Annotated in this window: 19 protein-coding genes; 8 read left to right on the top strand and 11 right to left on the bottom strand. The window is 64.4% G+C overall.

The features are described 5' to 3' along the window. The first annotated feature begins 49 nt into the window (after window positions 1-49). Window positions 50-406, top strand: a complete 357-nt coding sequence (locus I5R65_RS00405; RefSeq protein ID WP_180670927.1) for a hypothetical protein — start codon at window positions 50-52, stop codon at window positions 404-406. Here the strand turns inward: I5R65_RS00405 and I5R65_RS00400 are convergent, their stop codons facing one another. Then, window positions 407-1405, bottom strand: coding sequence for a 2-hydroxyacid dehydrogenase (locus I5R65_RS00400; protein WP_180670926.1), 999 nt, complete (start codon window positions 1403-1405; stop codon window positions 407-409). Window positions 1406-1768: 363 nt separating this feature from the next. Here I5R65_RS00400 and I5R65_RS00395 point away from each other — a divergent pair, with 363 nt between their 5' ends. Continuing rightward, entirely contained in the window at window positions 1769-3055 is a 1287-nt protein-coding gene (locus tag I5R65_RS00395; RefSeq protein ID WP_180670925.1) for an MFS transporter, read from the top strand. Window positions 3056-3142: 87 nt separating this feature from the next. On the opposite strand, the gene I5R65_RS00390 is transcribed toward I5R65_RS00395, so the two are convergent. Next, window positions 3143-3637, bottom strand: coding sequence for a GNAT family N-acetyltransferase (locus I5R65_RS00390; RefSeq protein WP_180670924.1), 495 nt, complete (start codon window positions 3635-3637; stop codon window positions 3143-3145). Next, entirely contained in the window at window positions 3634-3915 is a 282-nt protein-coding gene (locus I5R65_RS00385) for a DUF1778 domain-containing protein (RefSeq protein ID WP_180670923.1), read from the bottom strand. The genes I5R65_RS00390 and I5R65_RS00385 overlap by 4 nt, the downstream gene beginning before the upstream one ends. Window positions 3916-4281: 366 nt before the next feature. On the opposite strand from I5R65_RS00385, the gene I5R65_RS00380 reads away from it, so the two are divergent. Continuing rightward, window positions 4282-6510 carry an NADP-dependent isocitrate dehydrogenase gene (locus I5R65_RS00380; RefSeq protein ID WP_180670922.1) on the top strand — a complete coding sequence of 743 codons (2229 nt, stop codon included), beginning with the start codon at window positions 4282-4284 and terminating at the stop codon, window positions 6508-6510. Window positions 6511-6586: 76 nt separating this feature from the next. Here the strand turns inward: I5R65_RS00380 and eutC are convergent, their stop codons facing one another. The 4 genes from eutC to eat all read right to left on the bottom strand — a co-directional run bounded on the left by eutC (window position 6587) and on the right by eat (window position 11696). Continuing rightward, on the bottom strand, window positions 6587-7456 hold the full coding sequence (eutC, locus tag I5R65_RS00375) for an ethanolamine ammonia-lyase subunit EutC (protein WP_180670921.1): 870 nt from the start codon (window positions 7454-7456) through the stop codon (window positions 6587-6589). Then, window positions 7453-8859, bottom strand: coding sequence for an ethanolamine ammonia-lyase subunit EutB (locus I5R65_RS00370; protein ID WP_180670920.1), 1407 nt, complete (start codon window positions 8857-8859; stop codon window positions 7453-7455). The genes eutC and I5R65_RS00370 overlap by 4 nt, the downstream gene beginning before the upstream one ends. An 82-nt stretch (window positions 8860-8941) precedes the next feature. Continuing rightward, entirely contained in the window at window positions 8942-10264 is a 1323-nt protein-coding gene (locus I5R65_RS00365) for an HAD family hydrolase (protein ID WP_180670919.1), read from the bottom strand. 49 nt (window positions 10265-10313) lie between these two features. After that, window positions 10314-11696 carry an ethanolamine permease gene (gene eat / locus I5R65_RS00360; RefSeq protein WP_180670918.1) on the bottom strand — a complete coding sequence of 461 codons (1383 nt, stop codon included), beginning with the start codon at window positions 11694-11696 and terminating at the stop codon, window positions 10314-10316. Window positions 11697-11915: 219 nt separating this feature from the next. Here eat and I5R65_RS00355 point away from each other — a divergent pair, with 219 nt between their 5' ends. The 3 genes from I5R65_RS00355 to I5R65_RS00345 all read left to right on the top strand — a co-directional run bounded on the left by I5R65_RS00355 (window position 11916) and on the right by I5R65_RS00345 (window position 15284). Then, on the top strand, window positions 11916-12911 hold the full coding sequence (locus I5R65_RS00355) for a helix-turn-helix domain-containing protein (protein WP_180670917.1): 996 nt from the start codon (window positions 11916-11918) through the stop codon (window positions 12909-12911). A 67-nt stretch (window positions 12912-12978) separates the two neighbouring features. After that, on the top strand, window positions 12979-13350 hold the full coding sequence (locus I5R65_RS00350) for a hypothetical protein (protein ID WP_231395014.1): 372 nt from the start codon (window positions 12979-12981) through the stop codon (window positions 13348-13350). 44 nt (window positions 13351-13394) lie between these two features. After that, a complete protein-coding gene (locus I5R65_RS00345) occupies window positions 13395-15284 on the top strand; it encodes a peptide transporter (RefSeq protein ID WP_180670916.1) in 1890 nt (629 codons plus the stop codon). 81 nt (window positions 15285-15365) lie between these two features. On the opposite strand, the gene I5R65_RS00340 is transcribed toward I5R65_RS00345, so the two are convergent. The 3 genes from I5R65_RS00340 to I5R65_RS00330 form a co-directional block, all read right to left on the bottom strand. Continuing rightward, window positions 15366-16382, bottom strand: a complete 1017-nt coding sequence (locus I5R65_RS00340; protein WP_180670915.1) for an ABC transporter substrate-binding protein — start codon at window positions 16380-16382, stop codon at window positions 15366-15368. A 79-nt stretch (window positions 16383-16461) separates the two neighbouring features. Continuing rightward, entirely contained in the window at window positions 16462-17331 is an 870-nt protein-coding gene (locus I5R65_RS00335; RefSeq protein WP_180670914.1) for an ABC transporter permease, read from the bottom strand. A 22-nt stretch (window positions 17332-17353) separates the two neighbouring features. Next, window positions 17354-18145 carry an ABC transporter ATP-binding protein gene (locus I5R65_RS00330; protein ID WP_180670913.1) on the bottom strand — a complete coding sequence of 264 codons (792 nt, stop codon included), beginning with the start codon at window positions 18143-18145 and terminating at the stop codon, window positions 17354-17356. A gap of 181 nt (window positions 18146-18326) precedes the next feature. Between I5R65_RS00330 and I5R65_RS00325 the strand changes: the two genes are divergently transcribed. Both I5R65_RS00325 and I5R65_RS00320 read left to right on the top strand, forming a co-directional pair. Beyond that, window positions 18327-19010 carry a response regulator transcription factor gene (locus I5R65_RS00325; RefSeq protein ID WP_180670912.1) on the top strand — a complete coding sequence of 228 codons (684 nt, stop codon included), beginning with the start codon at window positions 18327-18329 and terminating at the stop codon, window positions 19008-19010. Then, complete coding sequence (locus I5R65_RS00320) at window positions 19010-20407, top strand: sensor histidine kinase (protein ID WP_180670911.1); 1398 nt, start codon at window positions 19010-19012, stop codon at window positions 20405-20407. Before I5R65_RS00325 ends, I5R65_RS00320 begins: the two co-directional genes overlap by 1 nt. Before the next feature lie 24 nt (window positions 20408-20431). On the opposite strand, the gene I5R65_RS00315 is transcribed toward I5R65_RS00320, so the two are convergent. Next, a complete protein-coding gene (locus I5R65_RS00315) occupies window positions 20432-20869 on the bottom strand; it encodes a hypothetical protein (protein ID WP_180670910.1) in 438 nt (145 codons plus the stop codon). Between the last annotated feature and the right edge of the window lie 19 nt (window positions 20870-20888).

Genomic DNA, 20888 nt, shown 5'->3' with positions numbered 1-20888 from the left:
GCGCAACAAATGCTAAGCTGGAGGCTCCCTCCTCCTCCGAAAGATCGTCATGTCCGAAAAACTCAGCGCCCAGCGCCACACCCCTGATGAGCTGACCCAGGAGCTGGAAGCCCTGGACCTGGAAATCGTGCGCTTTGCCGTGATCTGCCAGGTGCGCCTGTTCGACCCCGGCGTGCTCAACCAGGTCATGGACAACAATGAACAGATCTGCGGACAGTCGCACCCGACTGCTTTCCAGAGCCTGCGCGGCCTGCTCTACCTGCACTTCGACATGCATCGACAACTGGCCCAGACCTATGGCACGGCGGACGCCGAGGAAATCATCCATCGCGTGCGCGAGCACCTGCGTCCGCGCATCGGCGAGCAGTTGGGTTCGCTGTTCAATACCCGCAGCGCGGCGGGCTGATCAGGCTACCAGGCGCTCCCCCAGGCTGGCGCCGGCGGCGAAATCACTCAGGTTATCGATGGTGGTCTGCATGATCTGGCCGATGGCTTCCTCGGTGAAGAAGGCCTGATGACCGGTCACGATCACGTTGGGAAACGACACCAGGCGCTGGATTACATCGTCGGTGATGATGGTCGAGGACAGGTCCTGGAAGAACAGGCTGGCCTCCTGCTCGTAGACATCGATGGCCAGGCCGCGCAATTGGCCGCTCTTGAGGGCGGCGATGGCGGCCTCGGTGTCCACCAGCGCGCCGCGGCTGGTATTGACCAGGATGCAGCCGGGCTTGGTGGCCGCCAGCGTCTGCGCATTGACCAGGTAGCGTGTGGCCTCGGTGAGCGGGCAATGCAACGAGATCACGTCACTGGCGGCGAACAGGGCCTCGCGTTCCACGTAACGACCTCCCAACGCTTCGAAATCCGGATTGCGATGCACGTCGCTGCCCAGCACGGTACAACCGAAGCCCGCCATGATGCGGGCAAACAGCGCACCGATCTTGCCGGTGCCGATCACGCCCACGGTCTTGCCATGCAGGTCGAAGCCCATCAAGCCATCCAGTTCGAAATTGCCCTCGCGCGTGCGCATGCTGGCGCGGGCGATCTTGCGGTTGACCGCCAGCAGCAAGCCGACCGCAAACTCGGCCACCGAATACGGTGAATAGTCCGCCACCCGCGCCACCGTGATGCCGAGCCGGCCAGCCGCCTGGATATCGATGTGGTTGAAGCCAGTGGAACGAGTGGTCACGAAGCGCACGCCCTGTGCCGCCAGGCGCTCCAGCACGGGCGCGCCGAGATCGTCGTTGACGAAGGCTGCCACCGCCTCGCAGCCGGCGCATAGTTGTGCCGTATCGCTGTCGAGCCGATCCTGCAGGAAGACCAGTTCGTGGCCGGCACCGGACTGGGCATTGGCGCGCAGGAGCAGGGTCTGGTCATAGCGGCGGGCGCTGTAGACGGCGGTTTTCATGAAGACCTTTCGAGACGGGTGGAAATCGGAGGCGGCTAGACCGTTGCGGGGTGCCGCACAAGCACGATGCGGCATTGCACCATATTTATGACCAGCTTGCCTTGACGCAGTGCAGGATGACGCCGGAAAGCCCTGTTTTTGACCAGATTGGCTGCCTAAGCTTTCATCCAGCTATCGAAAAAACCGATATTTGCTTCCACCAGGGTTGGGCGTGGTCCATCGCCGGGATTTCGGGCATAGAATCGGCGGCGCAATAGCTGTCCCCACAAAAAAGATCCTGACACAACCTGCCGCATGGCGGGACGAGACAGGCGCAAGACCGGAAGCAACACGGTCCGCCCAACAGATAACGAGGCACATATCATGACGACATCCACTTCTTCGCCGTCGAAGTTTTCCACGGTGCTGCGCGTAACCAGCGGCAATTTCATGGAAATGTTCGATTTCTTCCTGTTCGGTTTCTACGCGACGCACATCTCCAAGGCCTTCTTCCCGGGCGACAACGAGTTCGCGTCCCTGATGCTGACCTTCATGACCTTTGGCGCCGGTTTCCTGATGCGTCCGCTGGGCGCCATCATCCTCGGCGCCTACGTCGACCGCGTCGGCCGTCGCCAGGGCCTGATCGTGACCCTGGCCCTGATGGCCCTGGGCACCATGCTGATCGCCTTCGTCCCCTCCTACGCCACCATCGGCGCGCTGGCACCGTTGCTGGTGCTGGTCGGCCGCCTGCTGCAAGGCTTCTCGGCCGGCGTGGAACTGGGCGGCGTGTCGGTCTACCTGTCTGAAATGGCCACGCCCGGCAAGAAGGGCTTCTATGTGAGCTGGCAGTCGGCCAGCCAGCAGGTGGCCATCATCGTGGCAGCCGCCATCGGCTACGCACTCTCGACCACCCTCACCCCGGCCCAGGTCGGCGACTGGGGCTGGCGCATTCCCTTCTTCATCGGCTGCCTGATCGTGCCGGTGCTGTTCGTGATCCGCCGCTCGCTGCAGGAAACCGAAGAGTTCATGCGCCGCAAGCATCGTCCGAGCACCGGCCAGATCTTCCGCTCCATGATCGAGAACTGGAAGCTGGTGATTGCCGGCATGATGCTGGTGTCGATGACGACGGTGTCGTTCTACCTCATCACGGTCTACACCCCGACCTTCGGCAAGAACGTCCTGAAGCTGTCCACCGAGGCCAGCCTGATCGTCACCTTCTGCGTGGGCCTGTCCAACTTCATCTGGCTGCCCATCATGGGCGCGCTGTCGGACCGCATCGGCCGTCGCCCCATCCTGGTGGCCTTTACCGTGCTGACCATCCTGACCGCCTACCCGGCCGTGAACTGGCTGGTGCATGACGCCACCTTCAGCAAGATGCTGATCGTCGAACTGTGGCTGTCCTTCCTCTACGCCAGCTACAACGGCGCCATGGTGGTGGCACTGACCGAAGTGATGCCGGCCGACGTGCGTACCGCAGGTTTCTCGCTGGCCTACAGCCTGGCCACCGCAGTCTTCGGCGGCTTCACTCCGGCCATCGCCACCGGCCTGATCCAGGCCACCGGCGACAAGGCAGCGCCAGGCATCTGGATGAGCGCAGCTGCGGTGTGCGGCCTGATCGCTACCCTGATCCTCTACCGCAACAAGACGGCACAGCAGGTGGCTGCGGCCTGATAAGCGTTTTTGCAATAGCTATTGGAATGGGCCGCTGAAGCTAAGCGGCCCTTTTTTTATGCGCGCAAGCAACGGCGCGCCATAGGTTCAGCGCAGGCTGGACAGGGGCAGGAACAGGGTGAGCGGTGCATCCCGCAGATCGATGAACCCGTGATGACGGTAAAAAGCGGCTGCCTGCGGGTCCTTCGCCTCGACCACCATGACCGCGCCGGGAATCTCGGCTGCCACCGCCCGGCGCATGGCATTGACCAGCAGCGCGCCACCGAGGCCGCGCCCCTTGAACTCCCTGTCCACGGCAAGGCGGCCCATGCGGATGGCCGGGATGGAGCCATAACGCGGCAGCTTGCGTCGCAGATCATCCGGCAGTCCGGTCAGCGGCACGCTGGCACTGGCCAGGGTGTAATAGGCGGCGATGCGCTGGCTGTCATCGAGGGCGACAAAGCAGGCGGCCACGCGACGACGGATGTCCTGCGAGACCTGCTCCCGCAGGTAGCGGTTTAGTGCAGGTACGCCGCAGTCGAAGCGGCTACGATCATGCGTCCCGGTCTCCAGCGCCGTCACCAGGAACGGCGGGCGCGTCATTCTTCAGTGCGCAGGAGCTTGTCATGACGCGCCATGGCGCGCTTGAGGGCGGGCGATGGCGACGGGGGCGCCAGCAAGGCGTCCGCGAAACGCTGCTGGTCCTGAAGTGAAAGGCGGATCACATCGGCCTGCTCGATGGTCTTTTGCGCAGCCTCCTGCACGGCGCTCACGACGAAATCGGTCAGCGTACGACCTTCGATCTCGGCGGCACGCTTGAGCAATTGCTGCAATTCAGGACTGATCCGGGCTTCGAGCCGGGCGGTTGAGACGGCGGGCATGATGTTTTCCTCCGGAAGTCATTGTACGGCAAATTGCCGGACATATTCAAAAGTTCAGGCTGAGACACTAACCCGGTTTGGCGAAGAACACCGCAAGCGGGAAAGCAATCCAGGGAAATACAAAAATTTCTTCAACTCTTATATAAGAGTTGAAGCATTTCCGCCCGCTTAGGAGTAAACTACCGCTGTTTTTTGCCGCGGCCGTCCGGTAGCAGGACGCCCGAACGCCGCCCCGGGAGACGAGTTTCCACGCAGCAAGCCGACAAGGAGATGGCACCAGTCCAGGCCGACAGAGCAAGGACGGTCCATCCGGCGCTGCGGGGATCGCACCAACGCACATCAACACACCAACGCAAGGACATCATCGTGACTACTGGCAACCCGACCATCATCTATACGCTGACCGACGAGGCACCCTATCTGGCGACCCATTCGCTCTTGCCCATCGTCAAGAAGTTCACCGCTCCGGCTGGCATCGACGTCGTCGAAAGCGATATTTCGGTGGCTGCGCGTCTCCTGGCTGAATTCCCCGAGTACCTCACCGATGAGCAGAAAGTCCCCGACAACCTGGCCACGCTGGGCGCACTGACCCAAAGCCCGGACGCCAACATCATCAAGCTGCCCAACATCAGCGCCTCCATCCTGCAACTGCAAGCGGCCATCCGCGAACTGCAGGCACGCGGCTACAAGCTGCCCGACTATCCGGAAAACCCGTCCACCGACGAAGAGAAGGCCCTGCAAAAGCGCTACGCCAAGATCACCGGCAGCGCCGTGAACCCGGTCCTGCGCGAAGGCAACTCCGACCGTCGCGCACCCAACGCGGTCAAGAACTACGCCCGCAAGCACCCGCACTCGATGTCCAAGTGGTCCATGGCTTCGCGTACCCACGTGGCGCACATGCACGGCGGCGACTTCTACGCCGGTGAAAAGAGCCTGACCCTGGACAAGGCTGTCGACGTCAAGATGGATCTGGTCACCAAGTCCGGCGAAACCATCGTCCTGAAGTCCAAGGTCTCGCTGCAGGCCGGCGAAATCATCGACAGCATGTTCATGAGCAAGAAGGCCCTGTGCGCCTACTACGAAGAACAGATGCAGGATGCCTTCGATACCGACCTGCTGCTGTCGGTCCACGTCAAGGCCACCATGATGAAGGTCTCGCACCCCATCGTCTTCGGCCACGCCGTGCGTACCTACTACAAGGACACTTTCGCCAAGCATGCTGCCCTGTTCGCCGAGATCGGCGTGAACCCGAACAACGGCATGTCGGGCGTCTACGAAAAGATCAACACCCTGCCTGAAGCCAAGAAGGCCGAAGTGCTGGCCGACCTGAAGGCCGACGAAGCCAAGCGTCCGCGCCTGGCCATGGTGGACTCCGCCAAGGGCATCACCAACCTGCACGCGCCCAACGACGTGATCGTCGATGCTTCCATGCCGGCCATGATCCGCGCGGGTGGCAAGATGTGGAACGCCGCCGGCAAGACCGAAGACACCAAGGCCCTGCTGCCGGAATCGACCTTCGCCCGTATCTACCAGGAGATGATCAACTTCTGCAAGACCAACGGTGCCTTCGACCCGACCACCATGGGTACCGTCCCCAACGTCGGCCTGATGGCCCAGAAGGCCGAGGAATACGGTTCGCACGACAAGACCTTCGAAATCGCCCAGGCCGGCGTGGCCCGCATCGTCACCCTGGATGGCCAGGTGCTGCTGGAGCAGAACGTGGAAGAAGGCGACATCTGGCGCATGTGCCAGGTCAAGGACCCGGCCGTGCGTGACTGGGTCAAGCTGGCCGTCACCCGCGCCCGCCTGTCGGGCATGCCGGCCGTCTTCTGGCTGGACCCGTACCGTCCGCACGAAGCCGAACTGATCAAGAAGGTCAACACCTACCTGAAGGATCACGACCTGACCGGCGCCGACATCCAGATCATGTCGCAAGTGCGCGCCATGCGTTACACCCTGGAGCGCGTCATCCGCGGCCAGGACACCATCTCGGTGACCGGCAACATCCTGCGCGACTACCTGACCGACCTGTTCCCCATCATGGAACTGGGCACCTCGGCCAAGATGCTGTCGATCGTCCCGCTGATGGCCGGCGGCGGCATGTTCGAAACCGGCGCTGGTGGCTCGGCCCCCAAGCACGTGCAACAGCTGGTCGGTGAGAACCACCTGCGCTGGGATTCGCTGGGTGAATTCCTGGCCCTGGCCGTGTCGATCGAAGACGTGGGCATCAAGACCGGCAACAACCGCGCCAAGATCCTGGCCAAGACCCTGGACGCCGCCACCGGCAAGCTGCTGGACAACAACAAGTCGCCCTCGCCCAAGACCGGTGAACTGGACAACCGTGGCAGCCACTTCTACCTGGCCATGTACTGGGCCCAGGAACTGGCCGCGCAGAAGGACGACGCCGAGCTGGCCAAGCAGTTCGCGCCGCTGGCCAAGGCACTGACCGAGAACGAGCAGAAGATCGTGGAAGAGCTCAATGCGGTACAGGGCAAGGAAGTGGACATCGGTGGCTACTACCTGCCGGATCGCGAAAAGACCTTCGCCGTGATGCGTCCGAGCGCCACGCTGAACAAGGCGCTGGAATCGCTGTAATCGCCCTCCCGGTAGCAAGATGAAAAGGCCGCGAACGCAAGTTCGCGGCCTTTCTCATTGGCGCCTTCGCTGGATGCTAATCACCATCCAGCAGGAAATTGCGGCGCACCTCCAGCGCCGGCCCCTCGCCGGCCGTCTCATCCTTCAAGGCCACGCCCGACAGGCTGCGCTGGTGTGCCTGGGCCATCAGGTAGTGCAGCTTGTAGGCCGCTTCCGGATAGGGCAGACCTTCCGGGCGTACATTGGAAATGCAGTTGCGGCTGGCATCGGTCAGTCCGCGTGCCGGCATCCAGGTGAGATACAAGCCCATGCTGTCGGGCGAACTGAGGCCCGGGCGCTCGCCGATCAGGATCACCACCAGCTTCACGCCCAGCAATTCCCCGATCTCGTCGGCCACCGCCACCCGGCCCTGCTGCACGATCACCGGCGGTGCCATGGTCCAGCCTTGCGGCGCGATGCGCCGCATCACCTCGCCCAGGAAAGGCGCGGCATTGCGCACGATGGCCAGGGCCGAGAGGCCATCGGCGATGACGAAACCGACATCGTAGGTGCGTTGCGCCTGGCTGCCGAAACGCGCCAGCAACTGCTGGCGCGATGTCTCCGAGAGCTTGCGTCCGAAATCTGGGCGCTGCAGATAGACCAGGCGATCCGCCGCCGCGCTCTGTACCTGCAGTACCTCTTCGGCAGCGCAGATGCCCTGCGCCTGCAACTGTGCCGTCAAGCCAGCCACATCCAGTGGCAGATGCACGGCATCCCGCGCCTGTGCATGCGCCAGCTGGAACGCCAGTTGCGGCGCGGTCGGCAGACTGACGCCGCTGCGCCCCAGGGCGATGCGCGCCGCGGTGAAACGGCGCAAGGCCTCCCATGGATTTGGCGTGACCGATTCCGCACCGGGGCTGGTGTTTTCTGCACCTGAAGGAGCAATGGGCTGGTCGTCCATGGTCATGGCAGCCGCAGCAAGGTATCGCGAAAACCCGGTGCCATGTCGGCATGCAGGCGGAAGGCCGCTTCGTCGCTGCCCTGGTTGAAGATCTGCATCCGGTGCAGCCAGGCCTCGAACTCGGGCGCAGGGCGCGAACCCAGCACCCGACGTGCATACAGGGCATCGTGGAAGGACGTGGTCTGGTAGTTCAGCATGATGTCGTCCGAGCCGGGGATGCCCATCACGAAGGTACAGCCGGCCACGCCCAGCAGGGTCAGCAGCACGTCCATGTCGTTCTGGTCGGCCTCGGCGTGGTTGGTGTAGCAGACATCGCAGCCCATGGGCAAGCCCAGCAGCTTGGCGCAGAAGTGGTCTTCCAGGCCAGCGCGGATGATCTGCTTGCCGTCGTAGAGATATTCGGGACCGATGAAGCCGACCACGGTGTTCACCAGCAGCGGCTTGAACGCCCGCGCCACCGCATAGGCGCGGGCCTCACAGGTCTGCTGGTCGATGCCATGATGGGCATTGGCCGAGAGCGCACTGCCCTGCCCGGTCTCGAAATACATGACGTTGTCGCCCACGGTACCGCGCTTGAGCGACAAGGCGGCTTCGCGGGCCTCGCCCAGGAGAGAGAGGTCGATGCCGAAGCTGCGATTGGCGGCCTCGGTGCCGGCAATCGACTGGAATACCAGGTCCACCGGCGCACCGCGCTCGATGGCGGCAATCGTGTTGGTGACGTGGGTCAGCACGCAGGATTGCGTAGGGATGTCATAGCGCGCGATGACGTCGGCCATCATGCCGACCAGCTTGACCACCTGCGGCACGTTGTCGGTGGCAGGGTTGATGCCGATGACGGCATCGCCGTTGCCGTACATCAGGCCATCGAGCATGCTGGCGGCGATGCCGCTGGCGTCGTCGGTCGGATGATTGGGCTGCAGGCGGGTCGAGAGCCGACCCGGCAGGCCGAGGGTATTGCGAAAGGCCGTCACGACGCTGCACTTCTTGGCGACCAGGATCAGGTCCTGATTGCGCATGATCTTGCTGACGGCCGCGGCCATCTCCGGGGTGATGCCAGGTGCCACCGCCGCCAGCACGGCGCTGTCGGTCTCGTCGGCCAGCAACCAGTTGCGCAGGTCGCCCACGGTGAGATGGGCGATGGGCGCAAAGGCAGCGCGGTCATGACTGTCGAGGATGAGGCGGGTGATCTCGTCCTCTTCATAGGGGACCAAGGGCTCTTCCAGGAAGAGCTTCAGCGGCAGGTCGGCCAGCGCCATCTGCGCAATCGCCCGTTCTTCGGCGCTGGCCGCCGCCACCCCGGCCAGCAGGTCGCCCGAGCGCGCCGGACTGGCCTTGGCCATCAGGTCCTTGAGATCGCGAAACACGTAGCTGGCGCTACCTGCGCTATGCCGGAAACGGTGTTCGGCCATGATGCTGCTCCTCCTTGATCGCCGGAACCGGGGTCAGGGCCGCCACGGATGACGGCACCGGCCCGGTCTGGCACCCTGCCGCTCAGCTGGTGAGCAGTTGCGGTGCGGTCTTGCCGTATTTGATGCTGGTTTCGGCCGGCACCCAGTTGCCGGTCGATTCCTGGCGGCCCTGCAACAGGAAGCGCGGCTTGTCGGTGCTGATCTGGTCGGCCGCCAGCTTGGACAGCTCGCCGATCTTGCCGTTCTTCATGCGGTTGACGATGAGCCCGAAGCGGGTCTCGGGGAAGTCCCGCAGCATATCGTAATCGCCATCGCTGTCGCCTGCCACGAACAGCGGCCCATAGCCCTTCTGCGCCACCAGCACCTGCTTGATGGCCACCGTCTTGCCCGGCCCCCAGGTCAGCGGCCAGTCCTTCAGGTAGGCATTGCGGAAGGCCTGGCCATTGCGCTCCAGGCGCAGGCCGATGACGTTTTCCCGCGTGACGTGGTAACCGTACTTGGCGTGGGTCGCGAACACGGCCACCACATCCTCCAGCGAAGCGGTACAGACATAGACGTCGATGCCGTTGCGACGCAGGCTGTCCATCAGGGTGGCGATCTCGGTACACAGGCGGATGCCATGGAAGTGCGACACGCTCACCACCCCGGCCTTGCCGGGACGGTCGGCCGGGCTGGTGTACTTGACCTTGGCGAGCGCCGCGCCCAGGGCGGCATCGTTGGAGGCCTCGGCCAGGGCACTGACCTCGGCCACGCTCATGTTGGCGAAGAAATAGATCACCCAGGGATAACCGACGTTCACGCCATGGGTGTCGTTGACCGCTTCATAGAGGTAGTACAGCTTGGCACGGAAGTCCTGAAACTCGGTGGTGGCGGTCACTTCTTCCAGCGACTTGCTGCCGGCCATGCCCTTGTAGTTGGCATGCAGGAAGGCATAGTCGGCATCCAGGTCGGCGCAGATGGAGTCGAGGTCGACGATCTGGCCGGCGGCATTCTTGAAGTCCTTGCTGAAGGGACCCGGCGGCACGTTCTGGCGCGTGATGGCGGCGAACTCGGCCGGGTTCATCTTGAAGGACAGCGTATTGATCTGGTACATCAGCAGCGCTTCCTCGCAGTCATTCATGATGCTGGTGTTGTCCCAGTCGAAGACCGCGTAGGGGCGCTTGGTGGACTGGTAGCCCGGCGCCAGCTTGCCGTGTTCGGCGATCATCTGCGCCACCATGTCGTGATTGCGCATGGCCCATTTGGCGCGGTCCAGCGCCACCTCGGCGCGGCTGGCTGCACTGGCCGGGCTGGCGAGGGTCGCCAGCGTGCCGCCGGCGGCAGCGGCCAGCAGGCCGCCCAGGAAACCGCGGCGCTGCAGCGCGGGCGGATGGGAGTCGGTCGTCGGTTTGTGCTTGTTGTTCATGATGGCCTTGAGGAAGTAAAAAGTGTAGATCGATTGAAAATCATGCCGCTCAGGATTTCGCCATCGTCGCCGCGCCCTCCGCCCGGTGCCGTGCCGTCGCCAGGAACCAGGCATAGCCCAGGGCCAGCAGGCCGACGAAGATGCCGAAGATCAGCGGGTTGTAATAGATCATGGTGGCCATGCACACCAGCGCGCCGAACAGCGCGAAGGCCGGGAAGTACGGGTACAGCGGCGCCCGGAAGGGACGCTCCAGGCCGGCCTCGTCGCGGCGCAGACGGAACAGCGAGAGCATCGACAGGATGTACATCAGGATCGCGCCGAACACCGACATGGTGACGATGTTGGCGGTCAGGGTCTGGCCGCCGATCTTGATCAGTTCATCGCTGTAGATGGCGGCAATGCCTACCACGCCGCCGGCCAGGATGGCCCGGTGCGGTGTCTTGAAACGCGGATGGACACGGGCGAAATAGGTCGGCAGGTAACCCTCCCGGGCCAGGGCGAAGATCTGCCGCGAATAGCCCAGGATGATGCCGTGGAAGGACGCCACCAGCCCAAACAGGCCCAGCCACACCAGCATGTGCAGCCAGTTGCTGTTATCGCCCACGATCAGCTTCATGGCCTGCGGCAACGGGTCGTTGATGTTGGCCAGCTTGGTCCAGTCACCCACGCCACCGGCGAAGAGCATCACGCCGATGGCCAGCACCACCAGCGTCAGGATGCCGGTGATGTAGGCGATGGGGATGGAGCGACGCGGGTCCTTGGCTTCCTCGGCGGCCATGGCCACGCCCTCGATGGCCAGGAAGAACCAGATCGCAAACGGGATCGCCGCAAACATCCCCGGCACCGCCGCCAGGCTGAAGCCATCGCTGCCCGACCAGCCACCCTTGGTGAAGTTGGCCATCGAGAAGCCCGGTGCCACCACGCCCATGAAGACCAGCAGTTCGAAGATCGCCAGCAGGGTCACGCACAGCTCGAAGGTGGCCGCGATCTGCACCCCCACGATATTGAGCGTCATGAAGACCAGATAGGCGCCCAGCGCCGCCAGCTTGGGATCGAGCCCGGGAAACTGCACATTCAGATAGGCCCCGATAGCCAACGCGATGGCCGGTGGCGCAAAGACGAACTCGATCAGCGTGGCCGCGCCCGCCAGATAGCCGCCCACTGGCCCGAAAGCGCGCTTGCTGTAGGCAAACGGCCCGCCGGCATGGGGGATGGACGTGGTCAATTCGGTGAAGCTGAAGATGAAGGTGGCGTACATGGCTGCGATGAACAGCGCCGTCACCGTGAAGCCCAGCGTGCCGGCGCTGGCCCAGCCGTAGCTCCAGCCGAAATATTCGCCGGAGATCACCAGCCCGACCGCAATGGCCCAGAGCTGCAGGGTGGACAGGACGGGCTTGAGCGTATGCCCCTGCCCTGAAGAGCTTGCATTCATCGGATTCTCCTGTTGGCGCGAGAGGTGGGCCTCATCGTGGCGGCCGCCGTGGGTGGCGAAAGTGCCTTCTTGCGGGCATGCGGCTTGCTTGATTTTGATCAAGACGCTGCCCTAGCGACGCAATATAGCAACGGCCAAACGGGCGGCGTTATCGAAATTCGGCAAAGCTGCGCCGCCTGCGGGTGCGCTGTCGATGCCACTCATCTATGGAGTCGTCCCATGTCCTCTCTTGCACTGTCCCAGCCTGACACAGTGGCAACGCACAGCCGCCGGGCATTGCGCACCGCCGTTGCGCGTGACGTGGACGAACATGCCCATAACCTCACCGACTGGGAGCAGCGCTACGACCAGTTGGCCTGCGGCAGTTTCGAGGGCATACTGCAGGAGTGGCAGAGCGAGGGCCTGCAGATCTTCCGCGAGGCCGGCAGCCGGGCCGTGCGCCAGTCCTGTCAGGTCTGGCCGGAGGCCTACTGGTTCGGCATCGAGGTGCGCACCATGGGCATGCGCATCAATGGCCGCCAGGTGCCGCAGGACGTGGTGATGACCCGCCCCGGCGGCTGCGAATTCGAACTGGTCACGCCGGACCAGCATGAGATATTCGGTATCGTGGTCCAGCGCGACGCCCTGCAGACCAGTGCCGCCCGGCTCGGCTGCCGGCCCGACTGGCGCCGGCTGGGTCAGGCCGAACTGCTCAAGGTGGACGCCAGCGGCCTGGACGATTGCCGCCACCAGATCGGCGCCCTGCTCGCGCTGGCCGGCCAGGCCGGCGGCGAGGCTGCCCATGGCGCCCTGCAACTGCGCCAGGAAGCCGTGCTGGTCTCGCTGCTGGCCCTGCTGGACGCAGGCGATATCGAAGCCGAAGCCGGCGCCAGCCTGCTGCGCCGGCGCCGCATCGTCAACGACGCCCGCGATCTGGCCCTGGCCCATCAGGAAAGCCCGGTCACCGTACCCATGCTGTGCGAGGCCCTGCATGTGAGCCGACGTACGCTGCAATACTGTTTCGAGGATGTGCTGGGTCTGAGCCCGATGAGCTACCTGCGCCTGCTGCGCCTGAACGGCGTGCGCCGCGCCCTGGCCCAGGGCGATGGCAGGCAGGCCATCGGTGACATCGCCGCCGCCTGGGGCTTCAGCAATTTCAGCCAGTTCTCGTGCGACTACAAGAAGCTGTTCGGACAGTCGCCCTCGGCCATGCTGCAGGCTCGCACGCGGCACTGAGCGGGCAGCGCATTTGCCGGCTATCGTGGCAGGCCAATGCACCCACAGGCTCGCCGCACCTGAGACCATGGCCCGACCACCCGCCTACCTGCCGCCACCGCAGCTGGACGGACGCCAGCTGTTTGCCCGCTATGCCGCCCGGGACGTGCGCTACATGGTGGGTGCTCGCGACACTGATCCGCAGCACCGCTACCTCGACCATGCCTGCGGCGCGGCGATGCAAGGCCAGACCCGGGTGGCGCGACAACTGGCCTATGTCGGCAGCGAACACGACCTGTCGCAGCGCTGGCAGATTCCGGTCGATCATCCGCAACGGCAGATCCCCGGCGCCGCCCATGGCGCGGTGCAGCTGTTCGGGGCGCCGGAGGCGGTGCAGTGGATCTTCCCCACGCCGTCCGGCACGGCACGACATGAAAGCGCTGGCAGTCGTCTGCCATAGACGGCACAATGCCGGCTGCCTCCATTTGATGACGAGATCCCGCCATGACGGCCAGCCCCGACGAGATTTTCTCCCTGGAAAAATTCGAGTACCTGTGCTACTCGCGTCAGCATGAGCCAGCCGCCCGCGAACTGGTGCGCCTGCTGTTGCTGATCGATCGCCAGTACGGGCAGCTGGCCGACAAGTTTTCGCTGCAGGTGTCGGCCGCTGTCACCGCCGGCGAGCTGGAGCAGCACATGCTGACCCGCGTCACCAGTGCCATTTCAGCCTTGTTCTCGGACCCCGCCTTTCACATCAGCCCGGACGGCTTCGGCCAGTTGATCAATTTCCAGCGCTGGCTGGCGGCGCTGTTCAGCGCCAGCCATTTCATCAATGCCGACCACATCCTGGCCTCGCTCAAGCTGGGCGGCCCGCAGGCCGAGGTGTTCGAAATCAAGCCGCTGGACCTGGTGAAATTCTGCATCCTCTATTCGCCCGAATCGGAACTGCCGCTGGACGTGGAGATGCTGTGGGCGCAGAACAAGCCGCTGGCGGCCGCCCTGTTCCTGGCCTTGATGTCGCCACGCTTTCTCGGTACGCCGGCGGCGCACTCCAAGCGCGAGGCCTTGCTGGGCTGGCTGCCGGACCGGCTGCAGCAGCTGGATTCGCTGGACGGCCTGCCGGTGGCGGTGCTGCATGACGTCTACATGCACTGCAGCTATGCCGACCTGCCGCAGCGCCACCGCATCAAGGGCGCCATCAACCAGTTGATCGTCAAGAAGCTGCGCGCCGAGGGTCTGGTCGACCTGGATCACGACGGCGCTGGCCGGGTCGATGGCAAACCGGTCATGCTGGTGCTGCTGGAATGGTTTTCCGGTGGTCACTCCATCTACCGCACCCACTCCAAGACGCTGGAGGCGGCGCGGCGCCACTTCCATGTCGTAGCCATGGGCTACGAGGCCAATACCGACGATCTGGGACGGGCGGTCTTCGACGAATTCGTCATCCTGAAGCAACCTTCGGACCTGATGGGTTGCATGCGCCAGATCGCTGAACAGGCCCGCACCCGGCAGCCGCAGGTGTTCTACATGCCCAGCGTAGGCATGTTCCCGATCACCATGTTTGCCGCCAACCTGCGCGTGGCACCGCTGCAGGTGGCGGCACTGGGCCACCCGGCCACCACGCATTCACCGCGCATCGACTACATCAGCGTGGAAGATGACTTCGTCGGCGACCCGGACTGCTTCAGCGAAAAGCTGCTGCGCCTGCCGGCCGACGGCCAGCCCTATCGTCCTTCCGCCATCCCCTTTGCCGTGCCGCGTCTGGAGCGACGCGACCAAGCTCACGTCAACATCGCCATCGCTGCCACCACGATGAAGCTCAATCCGCGCTTCCTGATGGCCTGCCAGAAGATCGTGGAATTGTCCGCCCAGCCGCCCGCCGGTGGTAGCGGCAAGCAGGTGCAACTGCACTTCCTGGTGGGGCAGGCGCAGGGCCTGCTGTATCCGCAACTGCAGCGCCTGATCCTGCGCTACGTGCCGGGCGCACAGGTCTATCCGCATCAGCCTTACCAGCAGTACCTGTCCATCTTCAACCAGTGCGACATGTTCCTGTCGCCCCTGCCCTTCGGCAATACCAACGGCATCATCGATGCCTTCACGGTCGGCCTGCCGGGGGTCTGCAAGACCGGGCCGGAAGTCTTCGAGCACATCGACGAGGGCCTGTTCCGCCGGGTCGGCCTGCCCGACTGGACCATTGCGGCCACCCTGGACGACTACATCCTGGCGGCCGTGCGCATGGCGACCGATTACCCGGCGCGCCAGGCGCTGTATGCGCATCTGGCCGATCCGCAGGCCTTGCAGCGCCTGTTCGAAGGGCGGCCGGAATCGCTGGGAGATGCACTGGTGGAGCTGGTGGCACAGCGTTGCGACCGGATCAACGCGCAAGAAAAATGACACAGCCGGGGGCAGCGTCTGCCGCCCCCGGCTGTGTCATGTCATGGCAAGACAGCGCCACGCAACTTCCCTGCACTTCCCTCAACTCCCCTTGCGGTCCTTGAAGGCCGGCACGAACATCTCGTTCCACACCGCCGGCTTGGTCTTGATGGTGCCGGCTTTGCTCATGAAGAGCACGTATTGCATGATGTCCACCGGCGTGGTCGAGAACTCGGTACCGGGGTCGGCCAGCATCTGTTCCACTTCGTCCTGCGGCAGCTTGAGCTTGGAGACACGCAGGAAGGTTTCAGCCGCGCCCTTGCGGTTCTTGACGATATAGGCGTTCGCTTCTTCCTGCGCCGCCATAAAGGCTTGCGTCAGCTTGGGGTTCTTGTCGGTGAAGGACTTCAGGGCGAACACCACGTCGATGGTGAGGTGGCCCAGCACGTCGGTGGAGTTCAGCACGCGGGTGATGCCGGGGGCCTTGGATTCCTGGTAGGAGAACGGCGGCGAGGTGAAGTGGGCGGTGATCTCGGTCTTGCCGGAGACCAGCGAGGCCATCGCCTCCGGGTGCGACAGGCTCACCGTCAGCGGGTCCAGCTTGGCGTAATTCTCGGCACCGAAGGTCTTGGCGGCGGCCATCTGCAACAGCACCGCCGACAGCGAGGTCTTGATGCCAGGGATGGCGATCTTGTCCTTGGGCGTGAAGTCCTTCAGGGACTTGACGTTGGGGTTGTTGGTGTTGAGCCAGAGCGGCGAGGTCGACAGTGCGCCCAGGCCCACCACTTCCGAACGCGGGATGCCGTGGGCCTTGGACCACAGGGTCACGAAGCCCGGGGCGCCGGTACCGGCGATGTCAAGGTTACCGGCCAGCATGGCGTCGTTGATGACGTTGCCGCCGTCCAGCAGCACCCACTTGGCCTTCACATCGCCCAGGCCCATGGCCTTGGCATGTTTTTCCAGCAGGCCCTGGTCGCGGATCACCATCAGCGGCAGGTACAGCAGGCCGTAGCCGTGGGAGATGCGCACTTCCGGCGCTTCGGCGCGGGCGGCACCGGCGGCGCCGGACAGCGCCAGGGTCGCGGCGATCATCATGCTGCTAAAGGTACGACGTTTCATGGGTTGTCTCCTGTAGGTTCTCAGTTTATCGGTCTTGTCACGGACGGTCTTGTCGTGGTGGGTCTTGTTGCGGTCAGTCTCAGTGCTGCATGCCCCAGCGGCGGATGGTGCGCTTCTCGATCTGGGCGAAGATCAGGTTCTCGACCACCAGGCCGATGATGATCACGAAGAACAGGCCCGAGAAGACGTTGGCGGTTTCCAGCTGGTTGCGGTTTTCGAAGATGTACCAGCCCAGGCCGCCGGCGCCGGAGGAGACGCCGAACACCAGTTCAGCCGCGATCAGGGTGCGCCAGGCGAAGGCCCAGCCCACCTTCAGGCCCGTGAGGATGCTCGGGAAGGCGGCCGGAATCAGGATCGATTTCACCAGCGAGAAGCGGCGCAGGCCATAGTTCTGGCCCACCATGCGCAGGGTGTTGGACACCGCCCGGAAACCGCCGTGGGTATTCAGAGCCACCGCCCACAGCACCGAATGCACCAGTACGAAGATGATGCTGCCGGTGCCCAGGCCGAACCAGATCAGCGCCAGCGGCAAGAGCGCGATGGCCGGCAGCGGGTTGAACATGGAGGTCAGGGTTTCCAGCAGGTCATTGCCGATGCGCGAGCTGATGGCCACCGTGGTCAACAGCCCGGCCAGCAGGATGCCCAGGCCGTAACCCACCAGCAGGGTCTGCATGGACACGGCGGCACGCTCCAGCAGCACGCCGCTGCCGATGCCGGAGAGGAAGGCCTGCAGCGTCTCGCTGAAGCTGGGGAAGAGCAGCGCATTGTCCAGCCAGCGGCCATAGACTTCCCAGATCAGCGCCAGAACCAGCAGGATCACGGTCTTGCGCAGCCAGCCCATGCGGTACAGCGATTCGAAGGCCGACAACGGGCGCTGGACCTCGGCGGCGGCATTGGGGTTCGGTTCCACCACGATTTCGGGGCGGACGTAGGGCAGATTGGTTTGCATGATTCTTGTCTCCTGGCGCGGCTCAGTGATGCGCGAACAGCATGTCGTTGATGCGGGTTTCCAGCTCGGCCTGGGCGGCGGTTCCCAGCTGGCTGGGGTCGATGCTGTTGAGTTCGGCGCGCACCTGGCCCGGGTGCGGGGTCAGCAGGAGGATGCGGGTGCCGACGCGGATGGCTTCCTCGATGGAGTGGGTCACGAAGAGCACCGTGAACTGGGTGTCGTCCCACAGGCGCAGCAGCTCGTCCTGCATCTTGCGGCGGGTCAGCGCGTCCAGTGCGGCGAAGGGTTCGTCCATCAGCAGCACGTCCGGCTCCATGGCCATGCCACGGGCGATCGAGACGCGCTGCTTCATGCCCCCCGAGAGCATGTGCGGATAGCAGTCGATGAACTTGGCCAGACCCACCTTGCTGATGTAGTACTCGGCGCGCTCGGCGGCGGCGCGGCCCTGCAGGCGACCACTGGCGTGCAACGCGAATTCGACGTTCTGGCGCACCGTCTTCCAGGGCAGCAGCTGGTCGAATTCCTGGAACACCATCATGCGGTCCGGCCCCGGCTCATGCACCTCGCGACCCTTGAGACGGATCGCGCCGGAGGTCGGTTGCAGGTAGCCGCCGATGGCCTTCAACAGGGTGGACTTGCCGCAACCGGAGGGACCCAGCAGGATGTAGCGATCGCCCGGATGGACGTTGAAGCTCACGCTCTGGGTAGCCGTCACCAGCGAATCGGTGGTCTTGTATTGCAGGGTGACGCGGTCGATCTCCAGCAGCGGACGCGATGGATCGATGGCAGATGCGCCATGGGCATTGTCGCTCATGCAAGTCTCCAAATGATTTATAGGATTTATGTTGGAACGGATGCTAGGCCGTGAAGCTGTAACGAATCTGACTAAAAGCTGACGGCTGTTTTTCCCTACGCGTTCGGGCATACAATGGCGCCCTGCAACACGCCCAAGCAGCGCCCACAGCTGCGGCACCGCCATCACACTGGAGATCCCCATGCGCATCCTGCTGGTCGAAGACACCGCCGACGTGGCCGAGGCCATCGTCTCCCACCTCACCCGCATCGGCCATACCGTGGAATGGGAGAGCCAGGGCCTGGCCGCCAGCCGCCGCCTGGGCGAGGCCTTCGACCTCTTGATCCTGGATGTGATGCTGCCGCAGCTGGACGGCTTCACCCTGCTGGAACAATTGCGCACGCGCGGCCAGCACACCCCGGTGCTGATGCTGACCGCCTGCGGCGAGATCGAGGAACGGGTGCGCGCCCTGGACCTGGGCGCGGATGACTACCTGGTCAAGCCCTTCGATTTCCGCGAACTGGAGGCCCGCATCCGCGTCCTGCTGCGCCGTAGCGGTGGTGAATCCACCAACCTGCTGCACTGCGCCAACCTGTGCATCGACCGCAAGAGCCGCAGCGCCACGCTGGACGGCCAGCCCATCGACCTGACCCGGCGCGAGGTGACCCTGCTGGAAATCATCGCCGCCCGTCCGGGCCGCATCTTCAACAAGGATGAGCTGATGGATCGGCTCTTCACTGTCGATGACACGCCCAACGCCAACACGGTGGAGCAATACGTGGCGCGCCTGCGCAAGAAGCTGGCCGGTGCCGCCTTCGAGATCCGTACCCTGCGCGGTCTGGGCTACCAGCTGGTGCTGCAGGCCCCGGTCGAGGCACTGCCCTGATGCAGGGCCGCACGCAAGATGTGGTAGCCGGGCGCTCGCTCTATACCCGGCTGGTGGTGCGGGTGGGGGCGGTACTGCTGGTCAGCGCGGCGGTACTGTTGATCGCCATCTGGATTTCCACCCAGCTGGCCGCCAAGGACGCCTACGACCGCATCCTCGCCGGCAGCGCCCTGCAGATCGCCGAAAACACCTGGTACGACCATGGCGAGGTCAGTGTCGATGTGCCCCTGGCGGCGCTGTCGATGCTGGGCACCGGCGACCATGCCATCTATGCCGTCTTCGATCCGCGTGGCCGGGTGATCGCCGGCGACGCCGAATTCCGCCCAGAGATTCCCTGGAACGAACTGGAACAGGGCCCGCTGCTGCGCGACGGCCAATACCTGGGCACGCCGGTGCGCATGGCCATCATCGGTCGCCGCATGCCGGTCGACAGCCCGCATCCCTGGGCGGTCATCGTGCTGGCGCAGACCAACAATGCCCGCATGTCCTTCGCCCACAGCCTGGGCAGCAAGGCGCTGGTGGTGATCGTGGTGATGAGCGTGCTGACGCTGGTGGCCGCCATGTTCACGCTGTACCAGGCACTGGCGCCGTTAAAACGCATCGAGGCGGCCATCCGCGAACGTGATCTGAATGACCTGTCGCCCCTGGCCCTGACGGTGCCGGCGGAAACCCACGCCCTGGTCTCGGCCATCAATGCCTTCATGCAGCGCCTGTCAGTGCACCGGGCCACCATGCGGCGCGTGATCGGCGACGCCGCGCACCAGCTGCGCACACCGGTGACTGCGCTGGTGGCGCAGATGGAACTACTCGCCAGCGAGAACAACGAGGAGAAACGCCAACGCCACCTGAGCCTGCTGCGCGAACGCACGCGCAGCCTGGGCGCGCTGGTGAACCAGCTGATCAACCATGCGATGGTGCAGCATCGCAACGACAGCCGCCTGCAGGAACCCATCGACCTGGCCGCGCTGGTGCGCTCACAGATGACCGAGGTGCTGTCCAACCGGGCGCGCACGCCGCATGACCTGGCGCTGGATGTGCCGCCCCTGCCCTGCCTGATCCTGGGCGATGCCATTGCGCTGGGCGAGGCGATCAAGAACATCCTCGACAACGCTCTGCAATATGGGGCGCCAGGATTGCTGCATGTGCGGGTGGATAGCGATGCTCAATACCATCAGTTGCGCTTCATCGATGACGGACCGGGCATCCCGGCCGGGGACTGGGAGCGCCTGCGCAAGCCCTTTGCGCCGCGTGGCGCTGATCGCATGGGCGCCAGCCTGGGCTTGTCCATCGTCGAAGAGGTGATGCGTGCCCACGGCGGCGAGATGCAGTTTGCCTATCTGGCGGACGGCCATTTTGCAGTCATCCTGCAGTTCCCGGCCTGGCAGGCGCCAGGCTGAGCCACCGGCGCTATCTCTACCCGATCATTTCCACTCGATGATGGCGTTGCGGCGGTCCAGCCAGTGCACCTTCACGCCCGCCGGGGCCACCTTGCGCCCGGCGCAGGCACTGGCGGCCAGGGCGAACGGCGCATCGTAGTAACGGCCGCTGGCAGAGGAACGCAGCGGCGTCTGGGCGGCATGACTGGCGATCCAGTCGGCCGCATTGGTGCGCAGGAAGATCATGCAGGCGCTACCACTGGTGGGCGCCACCTGGCAGCTGCAACTGTTGCCAGAGGTGGTGATGGGCTCGGCCAGCACGCCATTGCCGTTCAGGTTGTCCGGCACGGGGACCGGCACCGGGATCGGCACCGCCTGCTGGTGTGGGCCATAGTGGCCGCCCAGGTCGCGCGTGGTGACCTGGGCCAGGGCGGGCATGGTCGCTGCGCACAGCAGCCAGGCCAGGATGCGTGGAAATGTCATGATCAAGGCTCTCCCAGGA

Origin of the sequence: Herbaspirillum sp. AP02, assembly GCF_015767275.1 — a bacterium.
GTDB lineage: Bacteria > Pseudomonadota > Gammaproteobacteria > Burkholderiales > Burkholderiaceae_D > Herbaspirillum.
The sequence above is the reverse complement of the archived record's forward strand: the minus strand, read 5'-3'. Positions and strand labels throughout refer to the sequence as shown.

Excerpts from the sequence above, each read along its gene's own strand:
- I5R65_RS00345 (WP_180670916.1), top strand. The coding sequence starts at position 13,395 with ATGACGGCCAGCCCCGACGAGATTTTCTCCCTGGAAAAATTCGAGTAC.
- I5R65_RS00370 (WP_180670920.1), bottom strand. The coding sequence starts at position 8,859 with ATGGCCGAACACCGTTTCCGGCATAGCGCAGGTAGCGCCAGCTACGTG.
- eat (WP_180670918.1), bottom strand. The coding sequence starts at position 11,696 with ATGAATGCAAGCTCTTCAGGGCAGGGGCATACGCTCAAGCCCGTCCTG.
- eutC (WP_180670921.1), bottom strand. The coding sequence starts at position 7,456 with ATGACCATGGACGACCAGCCCATTGCTCCTTCAGGTGCAGAAAACACC.
- I5R65_RS00330 (WP_180670913.1), bottom strand. The coding sequence starts at position 18,145 with ATGAGCGACAATGCCCATGGCGCATCTGCCATCGATCCATCGCGTCCG.
- I5R65_RS00340 (WP_180670915.1), bottom strand. The coding sequence starts at position 16,382 with ATGAAACGTCGTACCTTTAGCAGCATGATGATCGCCGCGACCCTGGCG.
- I5R65_RS00325 (WP_180670912.1), top strand. The coding sequence starts at position 18,327 with ATGCGCATCCTGCTGGTCGAAGACACCGCCGACGTGGCCGAGGCCATC.
- I5R65_RS00385 (WP_180670923.1), bottom strand. The coding sequence starts at position 3,915 with ATGCCCGCCGTCTCAACCGCCCGGCTCGAAGCCCGGATCAGTCCTGAA.
- I5R65_RS00365 (WP_180670919.1), bottom strand. The coding sequence starts at position 10,264 with ATGAACAACAAGCACAAACCGACGACCGACTCCCATCCGCCCGCGCTG.
- I5R65_RS00390 (WP_180670924.1), bottom strand. The coding sequence starts at position 3,637 with ATGACGCGCCCGCCGTTCCTGGTGACGGCGCTGGAGACCGGGACGCAT.
- I5R65_RS00405 (WP_180670927.1), top strand. The coding sequence starts at position 50 with ATGTCCGAAAAACTCAGCGCCCAGCGCCACACCCCTGATGAGCTGACC.
- I5R65_RS00395 (WP_180670925.1), top strand. The coding sequence starts at position 1,769 with ATGACGACATCCACTTCTTCGCCGTCGAAGTTTTCCACGGTGCTGCGC.
- I5R65_RS00400 (WP_180670926.1), bottom strand. The coding sequence starts at position 1,405 with ATGAAAACCGCCGTCTACAGCGCCCGCCGCTATGACCAGACCCTGCTC.
- I5R65_RS00320 (WP_180670911.1), top strand. The coding sequence starts at position 19,010 with ATGCAGGGCCGCACGCAAGATGTGGTAGCCGGGCGCTCGCTCTATACC.
- I5R65_RS00350 (WP_231395014.1), top strand. The coding sequence starts at position 12,979 with ATGGCCCGACCACCCGCCTACCTGCCGCCACCGCAGCTGGACGGACGC.
- I5R65_RS00315 (WP_180670910.1), bottom strand. The coding sequence starts at position 20,869 with ATGACATTTCCACGCATCCTGGCCTGGCTGCTGTGCGCAGCGACCATG.
- I5R65_RS00355 (WP_180670917.1), top strand. The coding sequence starts at position 11,916 with ATGTCCTCTCTTGCACTGTCCCAGCCTGACACAGTGGCAACGCACAGC.
- I5R65_RS00335 (WP_180670914.1), bottom strand. The coding sequence starts at position 17,331 with ATGCAAACCAATCTGCCCTACGTCCGCCCCGAAATCGTGGTGGAACCG.